Raw genomic sequence first — 21,260 nt, forward strand, 5'->3', positions numbered from 1 at the left:
TTTTCGTCAGACGGTATGACGCGCGGTCAGTCGACGATCCGCATCGAATAGTCGGTCGCGCGCACGTCCTTCGTCAGCGCGCCGATCGAGATGCGGTCGACGCCCGTCTCCGCGAACGTGCGCACCGTATCGAAATTGACACCGCCCGACACTTCGAGCACGGCCTTGCCGGTCGCGACGCGCACCGCTTCGCGCATCATGTCGAGCGTGAAGTTGTCGAGCAGCACCGATTGCGCGCCATGCGCGAGCGCCGTGTCGAGTTGCGCGAGCGTCTCGACTTCGACCTGCACCGGCACGCCCGAATCGAGCGCGAACGCCGCGTCGAGCGCTTCGCCGACGCCGCCGGCTGCCGCGATATGGTTTTCCTTGATCAGGATGCCGTCGTACAGCGCGAGGCGCTGGTTCTCGCCGCCGCCGACCCGCACCGCGTACTTCTGCGCGAGCCGCAGGCCCGGCAGCGTCTTGCGCGTATCGAGGATCTTCGCGCGCGTGCCTTCGACGCGATCGACGTAACGACGCGTCGCGCTCGCGACCCCCGACAGCAGCTGCAGGAAGTTCAGCCCGTTGCGCTCGGCCGTCAACAGCGCGCGCGCCGGCCCTTCGAGTTCGCAGACCGTCGAGTCCGGCGTCATCCGGTCGCCTTCGCGATAGCGCCACTGCACGACGATCGACGGATCGATCCGCGCGATGACGGCCTCGAACCACGGCACGCCGCACAACACCGCTTCCTCGCGCACGATGATGCGCGCACGGCGCCACTCGCCGGCCGGCACGAGCCGCCCGGTCTGGTCGCCGGTACCAACATCCTCGGCGATCGCATCGGCGACGTTACGCGCGATCGCCGCGTCGAATGCCGCGCCGTATTGTGCGCGGACCGCGTCGAACAGCGGAGACACTGCAGTCGTCATGCAGCCCCCACGTTTGCAAACAGTTGCTGGTCGCGCTGCAGATCGCCGCTCGCCTGCACGCGCTTCTTGTGCGCCGCCGCGAAATCGAGCATCCGGTCGATCGGCAGACGCGCGCGGGCGCCGATCGCGGGATCGACGAAAATCTCGTTGTGACCGCGTTCGAGCACGTTGGCGAGGTTCGCGAGGCCGTTCATCGCCATCCACGGGCAATGCGCGCAGCTCTTGCAGGTCGCGCTGTTGCCGGCTGTCGGCGCGGCGATGAAGGTCTTGCCGGGGGCCGCGAGCTGCATCTTGTGCAGGATCCCGAGGTCGGTTGCGACGATGAAGTGCGTCGCGTCGAACTTCACGGCTGCATCGATCAGCTGCGTCGTCGAGCCGACGACGTCCGCCTGCGCGACGACGTTTTCCGGCGACTCGGGATGCACGAGCACCTTCGCGTCCGGATATTCGGCGCGCAGCAGGTCGAGCTCGATGCCCTTGAATTCGTCGTGGACAAGGCACGAGCCCTGCCACAGCAACATGTCCGCGCCGGTCTTCTTCTGGATGTAGCTGCCGAGATGGCGATCGGGTGCCCAGATGATCTTCTCGCCCCGCGCGTGCAGGTCGGCGACGATCTCGAGGCCGATCGACGACGTGACCATCCAGTCCGCGCGGGCCTTCACGGCGGCGCTGGTGTTCGCGTAGACGACAACGGTGCGATCGGGATGCGCGTCGCAGAATGCGGAGAATTCGTCGACCGGGCAACCGAGATCGAGCGAGCAGGTCGCGTCGAGATCGGGCATCAGTACGCGTTTGCCGGGGCTCAGGATCTTGGCGGTTTCGCCCATGAAGCGCACGCCGGCGACGACGAGCGTCTGTGCGTCGTGGTCGCGGCCGAAGCGGGCCATTTCAAGTGAATCGGCGACGCAGCCGCCGGTTTCGTCAGCCAGTTCCTGCAGCTCGGCATCCACGTAGTAGTGAGCGACGAGCACGGCCTTTTCACGTGCGAGCAGCGCCTTGATGCGCGCCTTCAGGGCGGCGCGTTCTTCGGCGGACGGTGCATCGGGCACCTTGGCCCACGCTTGCCCGACGCCACAGACGGATCCTGCCGAGACCGGCCGGTCGTACTCGACGGATTTGATCGTCGATTGCATCTCCATATCTCCTGTCGACCCGAGTTAGTGCTTTAGCACTTACTCGGGTCCCATGCTTCGCGGTCGACCCGAGTTAGCGCTTTAGCGCGCACTCCAGCCCCATCCTCTACGCTATCACCCGGGGCACCACGTCGCCGCGCCCCAAGCCTCAAACGAATTCCGCCGCTTCCGGCCGCCCTTCGAAAACCGGCCACCCAAATGAAAAAACCCCGCCAACGCGGGGTTTGTGACGTCCTGAGATTCTAATCGATTTCGAATCAGGCGTAGCGACGCAGGCGCGTCGCGAATTCCTGCAGCGACTTGATGCCGCTTTGTTCCGCGCGATGGCACCAATCCTGCAATTGCGCGAGCAGCTGTTCGCGCGAGGCGGTCGAGCGATCCCAGATCGCGGCCAGATCCTGGCGCAGCTGGAAGTACGTATGCAGCTTCTGGCTGTTCGCGAAGATCTCCGGCAGCAGCTTCTTCTGCGGCTCGTCGAGGCCGTCGGCGTCCTTGTGGAACCACTTGCGCGCGCCGCGCATCAGCTGGTACTTCTCGCCGCCGATTTCCTTCAGGTGCGCGAGCTCCTGGCGATACGCACGCTTCACGGCCTTGCCGTAGCGCGCCATCACTTCGTAGCGGTTCGACAGCACGGCCTGCAGCGTTTCCTGATCGAGCACCGTCTTCGGCTTGTTCAGGCGCGGCGTCGGCGCGACCTTCTTCACCTTCGCGAGACCGAATGCCGACATGATGCGGATGTACATCCAGCCGATGTCGAACTCGTACCACTTGTTCGACAGCTTGGCCGACGTCGCGAACGTGTGGTGGTTGTTGTGCAGTTCTTCGCCGCCGATCACGATGCCCCACGGGAACAGGTTCGTGCTCGCATCGGCCGAGTTGAAGTTGCGGTAGCCCCAGAAGTGGCCGAAACCGTTCACGACACCGGCGGCCCAGAACGGGATCCAGACCATCTGCACGGCCCACACGGTCAGGCCGAGCACACCGAACAGCGCGACGTCGATCACCATCATCAGGCTCACGCCGAGGATCGGGTACTTCGAGTACAGATTGCGCTCGATCCAGTCATTCGGCGTGCCGTGGCTGAACTTGCGCATCGTTTCCTCGTTCTTCGCTTCCGCGCGATACAGCTCGGCGCCTTCGAGGAACACCTTCCAGATGCCACGCGTCTGCGGGCTGTGCGGATCTTCCTCGGTTTCGCACTTCGCGTGGTGCTTGCGATGGATCGCGGCCCACTGGCCCGTCAGCATGCCCGTCGTCATCCACAGCCAGACGCGGAAGAAGTGACTCGCGATCGGGTGCAACTCCAGCGCGCGGTGCGCCTGGCAGCGGTGCAGGTAGACCGTCACGCCGATGATCGTGACGTGCGTGACGGCCAGCGCGAACAGCGCGACCTGCCACCACGAAAAGCGCAGGAGCCCGTGGGAAAGAAAATCGAGCAGGGAATTCAACAAGGCAGTTACCTGTGGTGAGAGCGATGCCGGCGCGGGCCGACGTCATAAAAATGAAAGCATACCGCGTGTAGACCGGAATTTTACTTCAACCGTTCCAAGTCTTTGTAAAAAATGAATATTTTCTTGTCTTGACGCAACGCGGACAGTCCACCGACGGACCGGGAACGCTCGGCGATCCGGTTCTGGCCGCCGGACGCGCCCGATTCACACCCGATCCGCGCCGGCGCAGCGTGCCTAGGCTGCCGACGCGCGCCCGTCCGCCGAGCCGCCGCCGGCCACGGACACGCCCTCGGCCACCACGCCGGTCGCGGCAAACCCGCCCGGCAGGCCGACCACGCGCACTTCGCGCTGCGGGAACGGGATCGAGATGCCGTGCTCGCCGAACAGCCGCCAGATGTTGCGGTTCACGGCCGAACGCACACCCGACGTGCCTTTCGCCGAGTCCTCGATCCAGAAGCCGAGCTCCAGATCGATCCCGTCCGCACCGAAGCTGACCAGGTACGACGTCGGCGCCGGCTCCGCGAGCACGCGCGGCACGCCTTTCGCGGCTTCCGCGAGCACCGCGAGCGCCTGCTCGACGTCGCTCGTGTAGGCGACCTGCACGGCGACCTTCGCGTAGCCGCGCGTCAGGTACGACGACTGGTTCTGCACGACATCGGTGATCAGCTTCTCGTTCGGGATCAGCGTCTCGTTGCCGTCGAGGCCGCGCACGACGGTATAGCGCGTGCGGATCTGGGTGACGACGCCCTGCAGCCCGCCGACGCTGATCGCGTCGCCGAGCCGCAGCGAGCGATCGAGCAGGATGATGAAGCCCGATACGTAGTTGCTGGCGATCTTCTGCAGCCCGAAGCCGAGGCCGACACCGACCGCGCCGCCGAACACGCCGAGCACCGTCACGTCGATGCCGACGAGCGACAGCCCGATCAGGATCGCCGCGAACACGAGCAGCGCGCGGCCGACCCGCGACAGCACGACCTTCAGGTTCGCGTCGAGCGTGGTGGCGCGCGCGAGACGCTCCTCGAGCACCGAGCCGAGCCACATCGCGACCATCAGCGTCACGCACACCCACAGCGCGCCGGAAATCACCGACAGCAGCGTCAGGTGCGCATTCGCGACGCGGAACTGCACGCTGTCGAGCCACGCGATCACGTCGCGCTGGATCCCCAGCACCGTGAGCACCATCGCCGCCCACACGATCACCGACACGATCTTCTCGACGATCGACAGCCACGCATGCGTGTGGCCGTCACGGGCGAACACGCGCCGCGCGAAGAAGAACAGCACGTAGATCAGCCCGATGCCGAACAGCGGCACGAGCGCGAGCGACAGCAGCGACGTCGACATGAACGGGTCGAACCCGAGCTGCGCGGCCAGCACGATCAGCCCGCCGAACAGCGGGAACAGCGCGCGCTTCAGGCTCTGCGCGCCCGCGCCCGGCGTCCGGCCGGCCGCGCGTCTGCGTGCGTCGATGCGGCCGTGCACGAAGCGCGCGGCGACCCACGCAAAACACAGCGCCCCGACGAGGATCGCCGCCTGCCAGATCATCACCGGCTGGTTGAAGTCGCGGATCACCGACGCGAGCCGGTGCGACAGCAGGCGGTTCTGCATCATCCGACCACCCTGCCGTTACTGCGCGCGCCGTTCGAGCACCGCGGCGAAGAAGCCGTCGGTCGCATGGCGGTGCGGCCACAGCGACAGGTAGTCGCCGGTCTCGAGTTCGATACGCTGGTCGGCCAGCACCTTCTGCGCGGGCACCAGCACGAAGTCCGGATGGTCGGCGAGGAACTGCTCGACGATCGCTTCGTTCTCCGCGTCGAGCACGCTGCAGGTTGCGTACACGAGCCGGCCGCCCTTCTTCACGAGACGCGCGGCGCTCGCGAGGATCGACGCCTGCTTCGGCGTGAGCTCCTCGATCGACGTGCGGGTCTGGCGCCACTTGAGGTCGGGGTTGCGGCGCAGCGTGCCGAGGCCGCTGCACGGCGCGTCGACCAGCACGCGGTCGATCTTGCCCGCGAGCCGCTTGATCTTCGCATCGTGCTCGCTGTCGATCAGCACCGGGTTCACGTTCGACAGCCCGCTGCGCGCGAGGCGCGGCTTCAGCTTCGTGAGGCGCTTTTCCGACACGTCGAACGCATAGAGGCGCCCGGTCGAGCGCATCATCGCGCCGAGCGCCAGCGTCTTGCCGCCGGCGCCCGCGCAGAAATCGACGACCATCTCGCCGCGGCGCGGCGCGACCAGCGAGCACAGCAGCTGGCTGCCTTCGTCCTGCACCTCGATCTGGCCTTCCTCGAACAGCTTCAGGCGCGTGAGCGCCGGCTTGCCGACGACGCGCACGCCGTGCGGCGCGAACGGCGTCTCGCCCGCGTCGATGCCGTTCGCGCGCAGCGCGTCGATCACCTGGTCGCGCGTCGCCTTCTGCGCGTTGGCGCGCAGGTCGAGCGGCGCCGGGTAGTTCAGCGCGGCGGCGAGCTGCGCGAGTTCCTCGGCGTCGAAACGGGCCGACAGCGCCTGGTAGATCCAGTCCGGCAGGTTGGTGCGCACGCGCACCGGCAGGCTCGCCGGATCGATCTTCGACACGTGCTCGAGCCACGCGGCCTCGGTGTCGGACACGAACGGCTTCAGCGCATTGCGGCCGAGCGTCTGCATCAGCCCGAGCAGCGTCAGGCGCCGCGCGGGGCTGCCCGAGCCGCTCTCGGCGAGGTGCGAAAACTCCATCTTCCGGCGCAGCACCGCGAACACCGCCTCGGCGATCACGCCGCGCTCGGCATGGCCGAGCTTCGGGTGCGCGCGGAAGAACCGGCTCGTCGTCGCATCGGCGGGGCCGTTGAACTTCAGCACCTCGGCCAGCAGGGTCTCGGTCTGGCCAATCAGGAATCCGTGCAGCTTCATACGCCCTCGCTCGTTTCGGTATGCGGTTGATCCGCGAAAATCCAGCGCGCCTCTTCCGGCGCCACCACTGCCCGGCCGTTCTCGAGGCGCAGGCGCCCCTCGACGAACCAGCGCACCGCACGCGGATACAGCACGTGCTCGACCGTCAGCACGCGCCGTGCAAGCGCCGCCGCATCGTCGCCCGCACGCACCGGCACCGCGCCCTGCGCGACGATCGCGCCGCTGTCGAGTTCGGGAATCACGAAATGCACGCTCGCCCCATGCAGCGCGACGCCGGCATCCAGCGCCTGCTGGTGCGTGTGGATGCCCTTGAAGCTCGGCAGCAGCGACGGGTGGATGTTCAGCAACCGGCCTTCATATCGTCTGACGAAATCGGGTGTGAGGATGCGCATGAAGCCGGCGAGCACGACGAGATCGGGTGCGAAGCGGTCGATCTCGGCGGCGAGCGCCGCGTCGAAGCTGTCGCGGCCATCGAACGAACGATGGTCGACCACCGCGGTCGCCACCCCGTGCGACGCGGCAAAAGCCAGGCCGGCCGCGTCGGGCCGGTTGGCGATCACGGCGGCAACCTCGGCCGGCCAGCGTTCCTGCGCGCACGCGCGGACGATGGCCTCCATGTTGCTGCCGCGACCGGAAATCAGGATCACGAGTTTTTTCATCCGCGAATTTTACCATTCGCCCCCGCGTTTCCCCCCTTCTCGGCCGTCGGGCCGCCCGAACGTTTATAATCTTCTGCTTTGCGGCATCCCACCGCCCATTCCCCGACGCTGCATCCGCTATCGTGAAAGTCTTCCGCGGCCTGCCCAATGCCGAGAGCCGCGCGCCTTGCGCGCTGACGATCGGCAACTTCGACGGTGTCCATCGCGGCCACCAGGCCCTGCTCGCGCGCGTGCGCGCGGCAGCGGACGCGCGCGGCCTGCCCGTGTGCGTGATGACCTTCGAGCCGCACCCGCGCGAATTCTTCAACCCGGCCGGCGCGCCGCCGCGCATCGCGATGCTGCGCGACAAGCTGGAAGCGCTGCGCGAGCACGGGGTCGACCGCGTCGTCGTCGAGCACTTCAACCATACGTTCGCGAGCCAGTCGCCGCAGGCGTTCGTCGAGCGTACGCTGGTCGGCGGGCTGCACACGCGCTGGATGATGGTCGGCGACGATTTCTGCTACGGCGCGAAGCGCGCGGGCACCTTCGACACGCTGAAGGCGGCCGGCGAACAGTACGGCTTCGAGGTCGAGCAGATGGGCACGGTCGCCGGCAGCGACGGCACGCGCATCTCGAGCTCGGGCGTGCGCGCCGCGCTCGCCGCGGGCGATCTCGACGCGGCCGCGCAGGCGCTCGGCCACGGCTACGCGATCAGCGGCCACGTCGCGCACGGGCTGAAGCTCGGCCGCGACCTCGGCTTCCCGACCCTGAACCTGCCGATCGCGCACAAGCGGCCGGCGCTCGCGGGCATCTTCGTCGTGCAGGTGCACGGCCTCGGCCCCGCCCCGCTGCCGGGCGTCGCGAGCCTCGGGCTGCGCCCGACCGTCGACGATTCCGGCCGCGTGCTGCTCGAAGTTCACTTGCTTGACTGGCACGGCGACGCGTACGGCAAGCTCATCCGCGTCGAATTCCTGAAGAAGTTGCGCGACGAGGCGAAGTTCGACGATCTCGAGGCGCTGTCGCGCGCGATCGCGCTGGACGTCGCGAACGCGCGCGCATACTTCGTCGAGCGCGACCGCGCGCCGGGCAGCCGTGCGACCGGCTTCTCGACGTCGGCGACCGATCGAATTAGCTGATCCAGCCGGCGGCGCCCCGCGCCGCCCCCTCGCGCCGCCGATACGCGCGCATCCCCGATTCACGACGCACGAGCGTCCCCCGATTTAGATAGCGATCCCATCATGAGCAACAAGAAAGCCGATTCGAAACCGCAGGCCAAGTATCCGGTCAACCTGCTCGACACGCCGTTCCCGATGCGCGGCGACCTGCCCAAGCGCGAGCCGCAGTGGGTCAAGGAATGGGAAGAGCGCGGCATCTACGAGAAGATCCGCGCGGCCAGCCAGGGCCGGCCGAAGTTCATCCTGCACGACGGCCCCCCGTATGCGAACGGCGACATCCACCTCGGTCACGCGGTCAACAAGATCCTGAAGGACATCGTCGTCAAGTCGCGCAACATGGCCGGCTTCGACGCGCCGTACGTGCCGGGCTGGGATTGCCACGGGATGCCGATCGAGATCCAGATCGAAAAGCAGTTCGGCAAGTCGCTGCCGGCGGCCGAAGTGATGAGCAAGGCGCGCGCGTACGCGACCGAGCAGATCGAGAAGCAGAAGGTCGGCTTCAAGCGCCTCGGCGTGCTCGGCGACTGGGCGAATCCGTACAAGACGATGAACTTCGTCAACGAGGCGGAAGAGATCCGCGCGCTCGGCAAGATCATCGAGAAGGGCTATGTGTATCGCGGGCTGAAGCCGGTGAACTGGTGCTTCGACTGCGGCTCGGCACTCGCCGAGGCGGAAGTCGAGTACAAGGACCGCACCGACCCGACGATCGACGTGATGTTCGCATTCGCGGAACCGGAAAAGACCGCGCAGGCGTTCGGCCTGCCGGCCCTGCCGCGCGCCGAGGGCGGCATCGTGATCTGGACCACCACGCCGTGGACGATCCCCGCCAACCAGGCGCTGAACCTCCATCCGGAAATCGTCTATGCGCTGGTCGACACCGAGCGCGGGCTGCTGATCATCGCGGAAGAACGCGTCGAAGCCTGCATGACCGAGTTCAAGCTGACCGGCCGCGTCGTCGCGACCACCCCCGGCGTGAAGCTCGCGAACCTGCGCTTCCACCACCCGCTCGCGTCGGCCCACCCCGGCTACAAGCGCACCGCGCCCGTCTACCTCGGCGACTACGTGACGACCGACACGGGCACCGGCGTCGTGCACTCGTCGCCCGCATACGGCATCGAGGACTTCCAGTCGTGCAAGGCGCATGGGATGACCGACTCGGACTTCATCAACCCGGTGATGGGCGACGGCCGCTACATCGAATCGCTGCCGCTGTTCGGTGGCCTGTCGATCTGGGACGCGAACCCGAAGATCGTCGAGGCCCTGAACGCGGCCGGCTCGCTGCTGCGCAGCGAGAAGTACACGCACAGCTACATGCACTGCTGGCGCCACAAGACGCCGATCATCTACCGTGCGACGTCGCAGTGGTTCGCCGGAATGGACGTGACGCCGCGCGACGGCGGCAAGACGCTGCGCGAAACCGCGCTCGAAGGCGTCGAGGCGACCGCGTTCTACCCGTCCTGGGGCAAGCAGCGCCTGTTCAGCATGATCGCGAACCGTCCTGACTGGACGCTGTCGCGCCAGCGCCAGTGGGGCGTGCCGATGGCGTTCTTCGTGCACAAGGAAACCGGCGAGCTGCACCCGCGCACGCGCGAGCTGCTCGAGGAAGTCGCGAAGCGCGTCGAGCAGTCGGGCATCGAGGCATGGCAGTCGCTCGATCCGCGCGAGCTGATCGGCGACGACGCGAACCTGTACGAGAAGAACCGCGACACGCTCGACGTGTGGTTCGACTCGGGCACGACGCACTGGCACGTGCTGCGCGGCTCGCACAAGGATCAGCTGCAGTTCCCGGCAGACCTGTATCTCGAGGGCTCGGACCAGCACCGCGGCTGGTTCCACTCGTCGCTGCTGACCGCATCGATGATCGACGGCTGCGCACCGTACAAGGGCCTGCTCACGCACGGCTTCACGGTCGACGGCGAAGGCCGCAAGATGAGCAAGTCGCTCGGCAACGGCATCGACCCGCATGATGTCGCGAACCGCCTCGGCGCGGAAATCATCCGCCTGTGGATCGCATCGACCGACTATTCGGGCGAGCTCGCGATCTCCGAGGAAATCCTGAAGCGCGTGACGGAAGGCTATCGCCGCATCCGCAACACGCTGCGCTTCCTGCTCGCGAACCTGTCGGACTTCGACTTCGCACAGCATGCGGTGCCGGTCGACGAATGGCTCGAGATCGACCGCTACGCGGTCGCGTTCTCCGCGCAACTGCAGACGGAGCTGCTCGGCCACTACGAGAAGTACGAATTCCACCCGGTCGTCGCGAAGTTGCAGACGTACTGCTCGGAAGACCTCGGCGGCTTCTATCTCGACGTGCTGAAGGACCGCCTGTACACGAGCGCGGCCGATTCGCGCGCGCGCCGCTCCGCACAGACGGCGCTGTACCACCTGACGCAAGGTCTGCTGCGCGTGCTCGCGCCGTTCCTGTCGTTCACCGCGGAAGAAGCGTGGAAGGTGTTCCAGCCGGCCAGCGACACCGTGTTTACGGAAACCTACTACGCGTATCCGGAAGTCGCCGGCGCGGCCACGCTGATCGAGAAATGGGCGCTGCTGCGCGACGTGCGCGGCAACGTGACGAAGGCGCTCGAGGAAGCGCGCACCGCGAACCGCATCGGTTCGTCGCTGCAGGCCGAAGTGGCCGTGCACGCGAGCGGCGCGCGCTACGACGCGCTCACGAGCCTCGGCGAGGATCTCAAGTTCGTGCTGATCACGTCGGCTGCGACGGTCGTCAAGGTCGACGACGAAGCGCAGGAAAGCGTCGACGTGGCCGCGTCGAAGTACCAGAAGTGCGAGCGCTGCTGGCACTACCGTGAAGATGTCGGCGCGCATGCCGATCATCCGACGCTGTGCGGCCGCTGCTTCTCCAACCTGTTCGAAAACGGCGAAATCCGGAGCGCTGCTTAACTATGGCGAAAACCCTGTCGAAACCGGCCAGCGGCGCGCTCGCGCCCTGGCTCGGCATTTCGCTGATCGTGATCCTGTTCGACCAGCTGTCGAAGATCGCGATCCTGAAGACGTTCGTGTACGGCGCGCAGCACGAGCTGACGTCGTTCTTCAACCTCGTGCTGGTGTACAACCGCGGCGCCGCGTTCGGCTTCCTGTCGACCGCGGGCGGCTGGCAGCGCTGGGCGTTCACCGCGCTCGGCATCGGCGCGACGCTCGTGATCTGCTTCCTGCTGAAGCGTCACGGCCAGCAGCGGCTGTTCAGCCTGTCGCTCGCGCTGATCCTCGGCGGCGCGCTCGGCAACGTGATCGACCGGCTCGTCTACGGCCACGTGATCGACTTCCTCGATTTCCATCTCGGCGCCTGGCACTTCCCGGCGTTCAACCTCGCCGATTCCGCGATCACGGTCGGCGCGGTGCTGCTGATCTACGACGAACTGCGTCGCGTGCGCGGCTCGCGCTGAGCGCGCATACTCGGTGTCGACGGCCGGCTTCGCGCCGGCCGTTCCGTTTGACCCTTGGAGGCCTGAGTTGGCACACGCAGAACTCGCAGGAAAACACCTCGTTCTCGGCCTGACGGGCGGCATCGCCTGCTACAAGATCGCCGAGCTCACCCGGCTGCTCGTGAAGGCCGGCGCGACCGTGCAGGTCGCGATGACCGAAGCCGCTACCCAGTTCATCACGCCCGTCACGATGCAGGCGCTGTCCGGCCGGCCCGTCTATACGAGCCAGTGGGACGCGCGCGTCGACAACAACATGGCGCACATCGACCTGTCGCGCGAAGCCGATGCGATCGTGATCGCGCCCGCATCGACGGACTTCCTCGCGAAGCTCGCGCACGGATTCGCGGACGATCTGCTGTCGACGCTGTGCGTCGCGCGCGACTGTCCGCTGCTCGTCGTGCCCGCGATGAACCGCCAGATGTGGCAAAACCCGGCCACGCAGCGCAACGCCGCGCAACTGCGCGCAGACGGCGTGTCGGTGCTCGGCCCCGATTCGGGCGCGCAGGCCTGCGGTGAAGTTGGCGACGGCCGCATGCTCGAACCCGAGGCGATCTATGAAGCGATCGTGGCGCACTTCGCGCCGAAGGTGCTCGCGCATCGCCGCGTGCTGATCACGGCCGGCCCGACGTTCGAGCCGCTCGATCCGGTGCGCGGCCTCACGAACCGCTCGAGCGGCAAGATGGGCTTCGCGCTCGCGCGCGCCGCGCAACAGGCCGGCGCCGACGTGCATCTCGTTGCTGGACCGGTCGCGCTCGACACGCCGTGGGGCGTGTACCGCCAGGACGTGCAGACGGCGCAGCAGATGCACGACGCGGTGATGCAAGCGGTGTCCGACGCGGACATCTTCATCGCAGTGGCGGCTGTCGCCGACTGGCGCGTCGCCCAGCCGGCCGAGCACAAGATGAAGAAGACGGCCGACCACAAGGTGCCCACGCTCGCGTTCGTCGAGAACCCCGACATCCTCGCGTCGGTCGCGGCGCTGCCCGACCCGCCGTTCTGCGTCGGCTTCGCGGCCGAAAGCGGCGACCTCGACGTGCACGGCGACGAGAAGCGCAAGCGCAAGAACGTGCCGCTGCTGGTCGGCAACCTCGGCCCGCTGACGTTCGGCCGCGACGACAACGAAGTCGTGCTGTTCGAGGCCGCCGGCCTCACGCGTCTGCCGCGCGCACCGAAAGACGAGCTCGCGCATGTGCTCGTCGCGGAAATCGCGAAGCGCCTGCCCGACAACCGCCTGATCTGATCCCTTGCGCGGCGGCACGCGCCACCGCGCCCTCCTCGACCGATTCGACGACCGCATGAAACTCGACCTGAAGATTCTCGACGCGCGCATGCGCGACTACCTGCCCGCCTACGCCACCACCGGCAGCGCGGGCCTCGACCTGCGCGCGTGTCTCGACGCACCCGTCACGCTGCAGCCGGGCGCAACGACGCTCGTGCCGACCGGTCTCGCGATCCATCTCGCCGATCCCGGTTACGCGGCACTGATCCTGCCGCGCTCGGGCCTCGGCCACAAGCACGGGATCGTGCTTGGCAACCTCGTCGGCCTGATCGATTCGGACTACCAGGGCCAGCTGATGGTGTCGACGTGGAACCGCGGCCAGACCGAGTTCGTGCTGAACCCGTTCGAGCGGCTCGCGCAACTCGTGATCGTGCCGGTCGTGCAGGCGCAGTTCAACATCGTCGACGACTTCGCGCAAAGCGATCGCGGCGCAGGCGGCTTCGGCAGCACCGGCCGTCACTGACCGGCGCCACGCAAAAAAAGGGGCCTCGCGGCCCCTTTCCTTTTCCGTTGCCGCTCACCGATCGGCCGTCTGCGCGATCCGCGCGGGCACCAGTTCGCGCCGCCGCGCCTGTGCGATGCTCGCGTAGATCACCATCGCGACCAGGACGCCGAGCAGCACCGCCGACGAGCCGACCGTGCCGAGCGCGAGTCCGCCCTTGTCGACGGGTTTCGTCAGCAGGTCGCCGACCGTCGCCCCGAACGGACGCGTAAGCACGAACGCGGCCCAGAACAGCAGCACGCCGGAAATGCGCGTGAAATAGTGCGCGAGCACGATCGCCGCGAGCAGCCCGCCGATCAGCAGCGCGCCGCCGCCGAAGCCGAGGCCCGAGCTGTCCGCGAGGAAATCGCCGAGCGCGGTGCCCAGCGTGTTCGAGAACAGGATCGCGATCCAGTACAGCAGCTCGACCTTGCGCGTGCGGATCAGGTCGACCGACAACGATTCGCCGCTCAGGCGCCACACCGTGAAGATCGCGAGCAGGATCGCGACGAGAATCGACGAGCCGGCCGCGTAGCCGAGGCCGAGCGTCCGGTCCATGAAATCGGACATCGTCGTGCCCGCGGTGCTCGTCGCGACGATCACGGCCCAGTAGATCGCGGGGCGATACTGCGTCGTTCTGAGCTGTGCGCCCAGCGTCACGAGAAAGAAACCGAACAGCAGGATCGAGCTCACCGCGTAGCCGACGTTCAGCGTCATCGACAGCAGGTCGCCGCCGGTTTCGCCGAGCGTCGTCGCGCAGATCTTCATGATCCAGAATGCGAGCGTGATTTGAGGAAGCTTGTTCATTCGAACCCCTTTTGCAGGAAAGCAGCGAGCCGACATGGGCCAACCCGCATTGCAGACAGGCTCGAATGTAATCGCCGCAGGCTTAACGGAACCTTAGCGGCGTCGTATCGCCTCGCCGCCTGCGGCCCGCGGCGTGAAGCCACGCGTCAACGCGCGTGCTGGTGCCGGTAGTGCAGCGCGTACGCGAGCGTCAGCAGCACGACGAACACGACGCCGACCACCATCGTCATCCGGAATTCGCGCGTGAACGCCGTCGTCAGCAGGATCGCGCCGACGAGCCCCGCACCGAGCAGGCTGCCGAACGGGTGGCCCCACATCCGGAACGCGAGCGCCGGGCCGTCGTATCGCGCGCGAAAGCGCAGGTGCGTGACGAAGATCATCATCCACGTGAACAGCGCGCCGAACATCGCGATCGCCATCATCACAGTGAACGCGGTGTCGGGCGACAGCGCGACCAGCACGGCCGCGACCGCGACGCCACTCGTCGAGATCCACAGCGCCGCGCGCGGCACGCCGTTGTTGCCGAGCCGGCCGAACACCGCCGGCGCGAGTCGCGCGCGCGACAGGCTGAACATCATCCGCGTCGTCACGTAGAGCTGGCTGTTCATTGCCGAGAGCGCCGCGATCAGCAGCACGAAGTTGATCACGCCCGCCGCATACGGCACGTGCGTCGCGGCCATCACCTTCACGAACGGGCTTTCGTCGGTGCCGGCCTGCGTCCAGGGCACGATCGCGAGCATCAGCGACAGCGTCAGCAGGTAGAACAGCACGAGCCGGAACACGGTCGAGCGGAACGCGCGCGTGACCGCGTGCTGCGGATCGCGCGCCTCGCCGGCCGCGATCGCGACCGCCTCGATGCTCATGTAGCTGAAGATCGCGACGATCACCGCGACCCAGGTGCCCCACGGCCCTTTCGGCATGAAGCCGTCGTGCGCGGTGTAGTTCGCGAAGCCGATGCCCGAGGCGGCCGGCGCCGACCACACGAGCGTCGCGCCGAGCACGATGAACACGACGATCGCCGCGATCTTCAGTAGCGAAAATGCATATTCGACCGACCCGTACAGCGTGACGCTCGCGAGGTTCACCGCGATCAGCAGCGCGGAGAAGCCGATCACCCAGTACCAGCCGGGCACGGCCGGGAACCAGTACTTCATGAAGACGGCGATCGCGCTGATCTCGGTGCCGATCGCGAACACCACCGCAAACCAGTACGCATAGCGCACGAGAAAGCCCGCGAGCGGGCCGAGGTAATGCTCGGCATACGCGCCGAACGAGCCGGCCGTCGGATGCGCGACCGTCATCTCCGCGAGCGCGCCCATCAGCAGCAGCGCGATCAGCGCGCCGATCGCGTACGAAACCAGCACGCTCGGGCCCGCGAGCCCGATCGCGAACCCGCTGCCGAGAAACAGCCCCGTGCCGATCGCGCCGCCGATCGCGATCATCGCCATCTGCCCCGACGTCAGCGCGTGCCGCAATCCCTGTTCGCGCGCGACGATGTTGTCGAACGATCGTTGTTGTTCTGTCACTGCGTTACCACTCCCCTGCACCACCATCGCGCCACCGGCGCCGGATAAAACGAAACGGCGCGGAGAACTTCCCGCGCCGTTCGCATGAACAACGAATTATCGCTTACTCGACTTCGACCGTCTCTTCGTTCGGCTTGTGCGGCGGATTCGCCAACTTGTCGAACGACAGCTGCACCTTGTCGTTTTCGTCCACGTCGACCGTCACATGACCGCCGTTGACCAGCTTGCCGAACAGCAGTTCGTCGGCCAGCGCGCGACGGATCGTGTCCTGGATCAGCCGCTGCATCGGCCGCGCGCCCATCAGCGGGTCGAAGCCGTGCTTCGCGAGATGCTTGCGCAACGCGTCGGTAAAGAGCGCGTCGACCTTCTTCTCGTGCAGTTGCTCCTCGAGCTGGATCAGGAACTTGTCGACCACGCGCATGATGATTTCCTCATCGAGCGAGCGGAAGCTGATGATCGAATCCAGACGGTTACGGAACTCCGGCGTGAACAGGCGCTTGATGTCGGTCATCTCGTCGCCCGTCTCGCGGCGCGTCGTGAAGCCGATCGTCGCCTTCTGCATCGACTCGGCGCCCGCGTTCGTCGTCATGATGATGATGACGTTGCGGAAATCCGCCTTGCGGCCGTTGTTGTCCGTCAGCGTGCCGTGGTCCATCACCTGCAGCAGCACGTTGAAGATGTCCGGATGCGCCTTCTCGATTTCGTCGAGCAGCAGCACGCAATGCGGCTTCTTCGTGACGGCTTCGGTCAAGAGGCCGCCCTGGTCGAACCCGACATAGCCCGGCGGCGCGCCGATCAGGCGGCTCACCGCGTGACGCTCCATGTATTCCGACATGTCGAAGCGGATCAGCTCGATGCCGAGCGTGAACGCGAGCTGGCGCGCCACTTCGGTCTTGCCGACGCCCGTCGGGCCGGAGAACAGGAACGCGCCGATCGGCTTGTCCATCTTGCCGAGGCCCGCGCGCGCCATCTTGATCGATGCGGCGAGCGCATCGATCGCCGGATCCTGGCCGAACACGACGCTCTTCAGGTCGCGATCGAGCGTCTGCAGCTTGCTGCGATCGTCCTGCGACACACTCTGCGCCGGCACGCGCGCGATCTTCGAGATGATTTCCTCGATCTCGCTCTTGCCGATCGTCTTCTTCTGCTTCGACTTCGGCAGGATGCGCTGCGCGGCGCCCGCTTCGTCGATCACGTCGATCGCCTTGTCCGGCAGGTGACGGTCGGTGATGAAGCGTGCCGACAGTTCGGCCGCGGCCGACAGTGCGCCCGACGAATACTTGACGCCGTGATGCTCCTCGAAGCGCGACTTCAGCCCGCGCAGGATCGCGATCGTCTGCTCGACGGTCGGCTCCGTCACGTCGACCTTCTGGAAGCGCCGCGACAGCGCCGCGTCCTTCTCGAAGATGCCGCGATACTCGGTGAACGTGGTCGCACCGATGCACTTGAGCGTGCCCGACGACAGCGCCGGCTTCAGCAGGTTCGACGCGTCGAGCGTGCCGCCCGATGCGGCGCCCGCGCCGATCAGCGTATGAATTTCGTCGATGAACAGGATCGCGTGCGGACGTTCCTTCAGCTCCTTCAGCACCGTCTTCAGACGCTGCTCGAAGTCGCCGCGATACTTGGTGCCCGCGAGCAGCGCACCCATGTCGAGCGAATACACCTGCGCGTTCGCGAGGATGTCCGGCACTTCGCCGCGCGTGATGCGATAGGCGAGCCCTTCCGCGATCGCGGTCTTGCCGACGCCGGCTTCGCCGACGAGCAGCGGATTGTTCTTGCGGCGGCGGCACAGCACCTGCACGACGCGCTCGACCTCCGGCTCGCGACCGATCAGCGGATCGATGCGGCCGTCCTTCGCCATCTGGTTCAGGTTCTGCGTGAACTGGGCGAGCGGGGTTTCCTTCTGCGCGTTCGCGTCTTCGCTTTCCGCGTTCGCGTCGGCCGACTTCGCGGCTTCGCCGCCGTTCGTCTTCGCGATACCGTGCGAAATGAAGTTCACGACGTCCAGGCGCGTGACGCCCTGCTGCTGCAGGTAATAGACGGCGTGCGAATCCTTCTCGCCGAAGATCGCGACCAGCACGTTCGCGCCGGTCACTTCCTTCTTGCCGTTCGACGTCGACTGGACGTGCATGATCGCGCGCTGGATCACGCGCTGGAAACCGAGCGTCGGCTGGGTATCGACATCGTCGGTGCCCGGGACGGTAGGTGTATTGTCGTGGATGAAATTGCGCAGGTTCTGACGCAAGTCCTCGATGTTGGCCGCACACGCGCGCAACACCTCGGCTGCCGTCGGATTATCCAGCAGGGCCAGCAGCAGATGCTCGACCGTAATGAACTCATGGCGCGCCTGACGTGCTTCCATGAACGCCATGTGCAGGCTGACTTCCAATTCCTGGGCAATCATGCTTCCTCCATCACGCACTGCAGCGGATGCCCGGCCTGCCGCGCATGGGTAACGACTTGCTCAACCTTGGTCGACGCGATGTCCCGCGTATAGACCCCACAAACCCCTCGCCCTTCGCGATGGACCTTCAGCATGATCTGCGTGGCCGTCTCGCGATCCTTCTTGAAATACTCCTGTACGACCATCACGACGAACTCCATCGGCGTGAAGTCGTCGTTCAGCAGCACCACCTTGTACATCGAAGGCGGCTTGAGCTTCTGCTGCTTGCGTTCCAGGACGGTGCTGTCCTGCTTGTCCGGGATAATCGCCATACACCCATTCTAAACAACTCGGACAGGCCCGCAATCCTGCCATTACCCGACCGACCGGCCGGCGCCCTCCCTGGTCCCCGACGACCCGCGATCGTCTTCGTGCCATACGAAAGCCGGCTGCGGTGCCGGCTTTCACGCGTGGCGCGGAACACGAACCGTCAGGGGGAAACTGCACCGGACGTCGCATCCGCGTCCAGTATCCCACAAGCCGGGACGACTCGATCGCGTGTCACTCGAGCCTGGTATATGAGCCGATTATGCGACTTTTCAAGTCCGCGCGCTCGGCGGCATGCTGCAAAGCAAAGCCGGAAAAACCCTGAAAATGGGTTCTTTACAACGGCCCTCTAACCGTCTAAAAATTCCGCTTGACACTCAAATAAAGAGCGCCAACAATCAAGCTGGCACTTTTTTCAACTCGCCGGTTGGGGAAATGAAAGAGGCCGAAGGTGAGCTTGTGAGGGGGGAACGGCTGTATTTTCCGGTCGTTTAGCTTTTCGAGCGTGCTCGTGGTAAGTAGCAGCGACTGTGTGACAGGGGAAGTAGGAAAATGGCAACTGGTATCGTTAAGTGGTTCAACGACGCGAAGGGCTTCGGTTTCATCACTCCCGACGAGGGCGGTGAAGATCTGTTTGCGCACTTCTCGGCCATCAACATGCAGGGCTTCAAGACCCTGAAGGAAGGCCAGAAGGTGAGCTTCGAGGTCGTTCAAGGGCCGAAGGGCAAGCAAGCGTCGAACATCCAGGCCGCGTAAGGCACCGGATATCGGACGAAGAAACCCGGCAATGCGCCGGGTTTCTTTTTATTCAGGCCGGCCACTCGTTAATTCGATTGGCCGGCCTTTTCGTTCAATCCCGATAATTGAACACATATTGTCTTGTTGCACGCGCGGATCGAATGCCGTCATACGCGTGAAACACATTCGATATTCGTTACACGACCTTCAGCGTGCCCATCATGCCGAGATCCTCGTGTTCGAGAATATGGCAGTGAAACATGCGCTCGCCGGGCATGTCTTGCGTGACGAGTATCGTCAAGGTCTCGCCGCTGCGCACGTTCACGGTGTCGCGCCACGCGCGGAACGGTTCGCTCGTGCGCGTGCCGTCCGATGCGCGCTCGATCACCTGGAATTGCGTACCGTGCAAATGGAACGGGTGATCCATGTCGGTGGCGTTGCGGATCGTCCAGCGTTCGACGTCGCCGCGGCGGCTCGTCAGCGTCGCATGGTGCGGTGCGTAGGTCGCGCCGTTGATCGTGAAACGCATCCCGGCCGGGCGGCCATGCGCCGGCCCGTTCATCATCGCATCCATGTCCATCTCTTCGCCGAACGCGACTTCCTTGTGCGCGACGGGTTCGCCAGGCGCGGGCACCGCGCGCAGCGTTGCCGGCAGCGCACGGGCGGCGGCCGGTGCGAACGCGACGTCGGCGAGCGGCAGCGCCGGATCGGGCGGCAGGCTGCCGTGGCCGTCGTCGTGCGACATCGCCATCTTGCGGCGGTCGTATTCGGCCGCCTGCAGCACCGCGCGTGACGCGCGGTCGCCGGCGCGCACCAGGAGTTCCGCGCGCTCGCCCGGCGCGAGCAGCAGCGACGTCACACGGCGCGGCGCTTCGAACAACCCGCCGTCGGTGCCGACCTGCTCGAATGCGCGGCCGTCGTCGAACGCGACGCGCAGGTAGCGCGCGCTGCACGCGTTCCACACGCGCCAGCGCTCGTCGCTCGCAACGTCGATCCGCGGCCGGCGCGCACCGTTGACCAGCACGAACTGGCCTTCGCGGCCGTTCATCCAGTCCATCATGTCGTTCAGCGGGATCGAGCCGTCGCGCGCGAGCTTCAGGTCGGACACGAACAGGTTGCGTTCGGGCCAGCCGGCGAGCGGATCGTCGGCGGCACGCACGACGAACGGGCCCGCCAGCCCGCGGAACACCTGCTCGGCGGTCATCATGTGCGGATGCGGGTGATACCAGTAAGTGCCGGCGCTCCCCTTCGGCAGCGTGAAGCGGTACACATGCGACGCGCCCGGCGCGACGGGATCGGACGGGTTGCCGTCCTGGTCGGGCGGCACCGGCAGGCCGTGCCAGTGGATCGTCGACGGCTGCGGCAGCTTGTTCACGAAGCGGATTTCGACCGTGTCGCCCTCGCGCACGTCGATCAGCGGGCCGACCACCGGGCCTTGCGTGCCCGCGCCGAACTGCCAGAACGTCGTCGGACGCGCACCGTGCAGCATCGGACGCGCGACCGGCTGTGCGACCAGCGTCGCGCGGAACGTGCCGGGCTCGCGGCTTTCGTTCGCCAGCGTGCGCAGCGACGCGAGCGGCGCGCCGGCCGGCAGCGCATCGGCGGCCGCGAGCACGACCGGCCCCGGCTTCGTGTGCTGCGCATGGTCCGCCATCCCTGACATGCCCGGCATGTCGTCCATCTGATCCATGCCGGCCATGCCCGCGTGACCGGCATGCTGCGCCCAGGCGGTGCGCGCAAACAGCGATGCGGCCGCGATGCCGATGGCGTGCGACAGGAAGGTTCTCCGTATCATCAATCGTTCCTCGTTATTCGTGCTGCGTCGCGCGGCCGTCGCGGCACGCGCGCCGGCTGACACGGGGAAGCGCGCGGGCGCGACGCGAAACCTGATGCCCGCGTCATCATAACCGCAGCCCCCCGGCCGAAACGCGGCAACAGCCGGCGAGCGTCGATACGACACGGCGCGCGGCCGGCCGTCCCGCCATCGACACACTGCGCACCGCCAACGCGTGAACCCCTCAATTTTTCACGATGCGGAACGAGTCCCTGCGTTGTAAAAATTCGTGGTGCAAGGCACAAATT

General features: G+C 66.3%; 18 protein-coding genes. 7 read left to right on the plus strand and 11 right to left on the minus strand.

What is annotated here, in order from left to right:
* Positions 1–26: 26 nt before the first annotated feature.
* From nadC to purN, 6 genes are all read right to left on the minus strand, one after another.
* Positions 27–908: a carboxylating nicotinate-nucleotide diphosphorylase gene (gene nadC / locus DIE06_RS21390; RefSeq protein ID WP_124663052.1), complete on the minus strand. Its 882-nt coding sequence runs from the start codon at positions 906–908 to the stop codon at positions 27–29.
* Positions 905–2,041 carry a quinolinate synthase NadA gene (nadA, locus tag DIE06_RS21395; RefSeq protein WP_124663053.1) on the minus strand — a complete coding sequence of 379 codons (1,137 nt, stop codon included), beginning with the start codon at positions 2,039–2,041 and terminating at the stop codon, positions 905–907. Before nadA ends, nadC begins: the two co-directional genes overlap by 4 nt.
* A gap of 257 nt (positions 2,042–2,298) precedes the next feature.
* Entirely contained in the window at positions 2,299–3,492 is a 1,194-nt protein-coding gene (locus DIE06_RS21400; RefSeq protein WP_124663054.1) for an acyl-CoA desaturase, read from the minus strand.
* A gap of 234 nt (positions 3,493–3,726) precedes the next feature.
* Positions 3,727–5,100: a mechanosensitive ion channel family protein gene (locus DIE06_RS21405; RefSeq protein ID WP_124663071.1), complete on the minus strand. Its 1,374-nt coding sequence runs from the start codon at positions 5,098–5,100 to the stop codon at positions 3,727–3,729.
* A gap of 18 nt (positions 5,101–5,118) precedes the next feature.
* Positions 5,119–6,381, minus strand: coding sequence for an RsmB/NOP family class I SAM-dependent RNA methyltransferase (locus tag DIE06_RS21410; RefSeq protein WP_124663055.1), 1,263 nt, complete (start codon positions 6,379–6,381; stop codon positions 5,119–5,121).
* A complete protein-coding gene (gene purN, locus DIE06_RS21415; RefSeq protein WP_124663056.1) occupies positions 6,378–7,040 on the minus strand; it encodes a phosphoribosylglycinamide formyltransferase in 663 nt (220 codons plus the stop codon). The genes DIE06_RS21410 and purN overlap by 4 nt, the downstream gene beginning before the upstream one ends.
* Positions 7,041–7,162: 122 nt before the next feature.
* On the opposite strand from purN, the gene DIE06_RS21420 reads away from it, so the two are divergent.
* From DIE06_RS21420 to dut, 5 genes are all read left to right on the plus strand, one after another.
* Positions 7,163–8,155 carry a bifunctional riboflavin kinase/FAD synthetase gene (locus DIE06_RS21420; RefSeq protein ID WP_124616851.1) on the plus strand — a complete coding sequence of 331 codons (993 nt, stop codon included), beginning with the start codon at positions 7,163–7,165 and terminating at the stop codon, positions 8,153–8,155.
* Between the two features lie 102 nt (positions 8,156–8,257).
* Positions 8,258–11,095, plus strand: coding sequence for an isoleucine--tRNA ligase (gene ileS / locus DIE06_RS21425; RefSeq protein WP_124663057.1), 2,838 nt, complete (start codon positions 8,258–8,260; stop codon positions 11,093–11,095).
* Positions 11,096–11,097: 2 nt separating this feature from the next.
* On the plus strand, positions 11,098–11,598 hold the full coding sequence (lspA, locus tag DIE06_RS21430) for a signal peptidase II (protein ID WP_124663058.1): 501 nt from the start codon (positions 11,098–11,100) through the stop codon (positions 11,596–11,598).
* A 67-nt stretch (positions 11,599–11,665) separates the two neighbouring features.
* Complete coding sequence (gene coaBC, locus DIE06_RS21435) at positions 11,666–12,877, plus strand: bifunctional phosphopantothenoylcysteine decarboxylase/phosphopantothenate--cysteine ligase CoaBC (RefSeq protein WP_124663059.1); 1,212 nt, start codon at positions 11,666–11,668, stop codon at positions 12,875–12,877.
* Positions 12,878–12,932: 55 nt separating this feature from the next.
* Entirely contained in the window at positions 12,933–13,379 is a 447-nt protein-coding gene (gene dut / locus DIE06_RS21440) for a dUTP diphosphatase (protein WP_124663060.1), read from the plus strand.
* 54 nt (positions 13,380–13,433) lie between these two features.
* On the opposite strand, the gene DIE06_RS21445 is transcribed toward dut, so the two are convergent.
* The 4 genes from DIE06_RS21445 to clpS all read right to left on the minus strand — a co-directional run bounded on the left by DIE06_RS21445 (position 13,434) and on the right by clpS (position 18,445).
* A complete protein-coding gene (locus DIE06_RS21445) occupies positions 13,434–14,204 on the minus strand; it encodes a hypothetical protein (protein WP_124663061.1) in 771 nt (256 codons plus the stop codon).
* A gap of 146 nt (positions 14,205–14,350) precedes the next feature.
* Positions 14,351–15,730, minus strand: a complete 1,380-nt coding sequence (locus DIE06_RS21450) for an amino acid permease (RefSeq protein WP_124663062.1) — start codon at positions 15,728–15,730, stop codon at positions 14,351–14,353.
* Positions 15,731–15,833: 103 nt separating this feature from the next.
* A complete protein-coding gene (gene clpA / locus DIE06_RS21455) occupies positions 15,834–18,134 on the minus strand; it encodes an ATP-dependent Clp protease ATP-binding subunit ClpA (protein WP_124663063.1) in 2,301 nt (766 codons plus the stop codon).
* Complete coding sequence (gene clpS / locus DIE06_RS21460) at positions 18,131–18,445, minus strand: ATP-dependent Clp protease adapter ClpS (RefSeq protein WP_006398529.1); 315 nt, start codon at positions 18,443–18,445, stop codon at positions 18,131–18,133. The genes clpA and clpS overlap by 4 nt, the downstream gene beginning before the upstream one ends.
* A 289-nt stretch (positions 18,446–18,734) precedes the next feature.
* Here clpS and DIE06_RS38380 point away from each other — a divergent pair, with 289 nt between their 5' ends.
* Together DIE06_RS38380 and DIE06_RS21470 are read left to right on the plus strand one after the other, a co-directional pair.
* Entirely contained in the window at positions 18,735–18,935 is a 201-nt protein-coding gene (locus tag DIE06_RS38380; protein ID WP_174906250.1) for a hypothetical protein, read from the plus strand.
* A gap of 57 nt (positions 18,936–18,992) precedes the next feature.
* Positions 18,993–19,196, plus strand: a complete 204-nt coding sequence (locus tag DIE06_RS21470) for a cold-shock protein (RefSeq protein WP_004196460.1) — start codon at positions 18,993–18,995, stop codon at positions 19,194–19,196.
* A 178-nt stretch (positions 19,197–19,374) separates the two neighbouring features.
* Here DIE06_RS21470 and DIE06_RS21475 read toward each other — a convergent pair whose 3' ends face one another.
* Positions 19,375–20,973 (minus strand): multicopper oxidase family protein, encoded by a 1,599-nt coding sequence (locus DIE06_RS21475; protein WP_124663064.1) that lies wholly within the window; start codon positions 20,971–20,973, stop codon positions 19,375–19,377.
* Positions 20,974–21,260: the final 287 nt, after the last annotated feature.

Origin of the sequence: Burkholderia sp. Bp8998 (assembly GCF_003854235.1) — a bacterium.
Lineage (GTDB): Bacteria > Pseudomonadota > Gammaproteobacteria > Burkholderiales > Burkholderiaceae > Burkholderia.

What these genes read in the sequence shown, in the direction of transcription:
- nadC (WP_124663052.1), bottom strand. Translation starts at nt 908, where the DNA reads ATGACGACTGCAGTGTCTCCGCTGTTCGACGCGGTCCGCGCACAATAC.
- nadA (WP_124663053.1), bottom strand. Translation starts at nt 2,041, where the DNA reads ATGCAATCGACGATCAAATCCGTCGAGTACGACCGGCCGGTCTCGGCA.
- DIE06_RS21405 (WP_124663071.1), bottom strand. Translation starts at nt 5,100, where the DNA reads ATGCAGAACCGCCTGCTGTCGCACCGGCTCGCGTCGGTGATCCGCGAC.
- DIE06_RS21410 (WP_124663055.1), bottom strand. Translation starts at nt 6,381, where the DNA reads ATGAAGCTGCACGGATTCCTGATTGGCCAGACCGAGACCCTGCTGGCC.
- purN (WP_124663056.1), bottom strand. Translation starts at nt 7,040, where the DNA reads ATGAAAAAACTCGTGATCCTGATTTCCGGTCGCGGCAGCAACATGGAG.
- ileS (WP_124663057.1), top strand. Translation starts at nt 8,258, where the DNA reads ATGAGCAACAAGAAAGCCGATTCGAAACCGCAGGCCAAGTATCCGGTC.
- lspA (WP_124663058.1), top strand. Translation starts at nt 11,098, where the DNA reads ATGGCGAAAACCCTGTCGAAACCGGCCAGCGGCGCGCTCGCGCCCTGG.
- dut (WP_124663060.1), top strand. Translation starts at nt 12,933, where the DNA reads ATGAAACTCGACCTGAAGATTCTCGACGCGCGCATGCGCGACTACCTG.
- DIE06_RS21445 (WP_124663061.1), bottom strand. Translation starts at nt 14,204, where the DNA reads ATGAACAAGCTTCCTCAAATCACGCTCGCATTCTGGATCATGAAGATC.
- clpA (WP_124663063.1), bottom strand. Translation starts at nt 18,134, where the DNA reads ATGATTGCCCAGGAATTGGAAGTCAGCCTGCACATGGCGTTCATGGAA.
- clpS (WP_006398529.1), bottom strand. Translation starts at nt 18,445, where the DNA reads ATGGCGATTATCCCGGACAAGCAGGACAGCACCGTCCTGGAACGCAAG.
- DIE06_RS38380 (WP_174906250.1), top strand. Translation starts at nt 18,735, where the DNA reads ATGCTGCAAAGCAAAGCCGGAAAAACCCTGAAAATGGGTTCTTTACAA.
- DIE06_RS21470 (WP_004196460.1), top strand. Translation starts at nt 18,993, where the DNA reads ATGGCAACTGGTATCGTTAAGTGGTTCAACGACGCGAAGGGCTTCGGT.
- DIE06_RS21475 (WP_124663064.1), bottom strand. Translation starts at nt 20,973, where the DNA reads ATGATACGGAGAACCTTCCTGTCGCACGCCATCGGCATCGCGGCCGCA.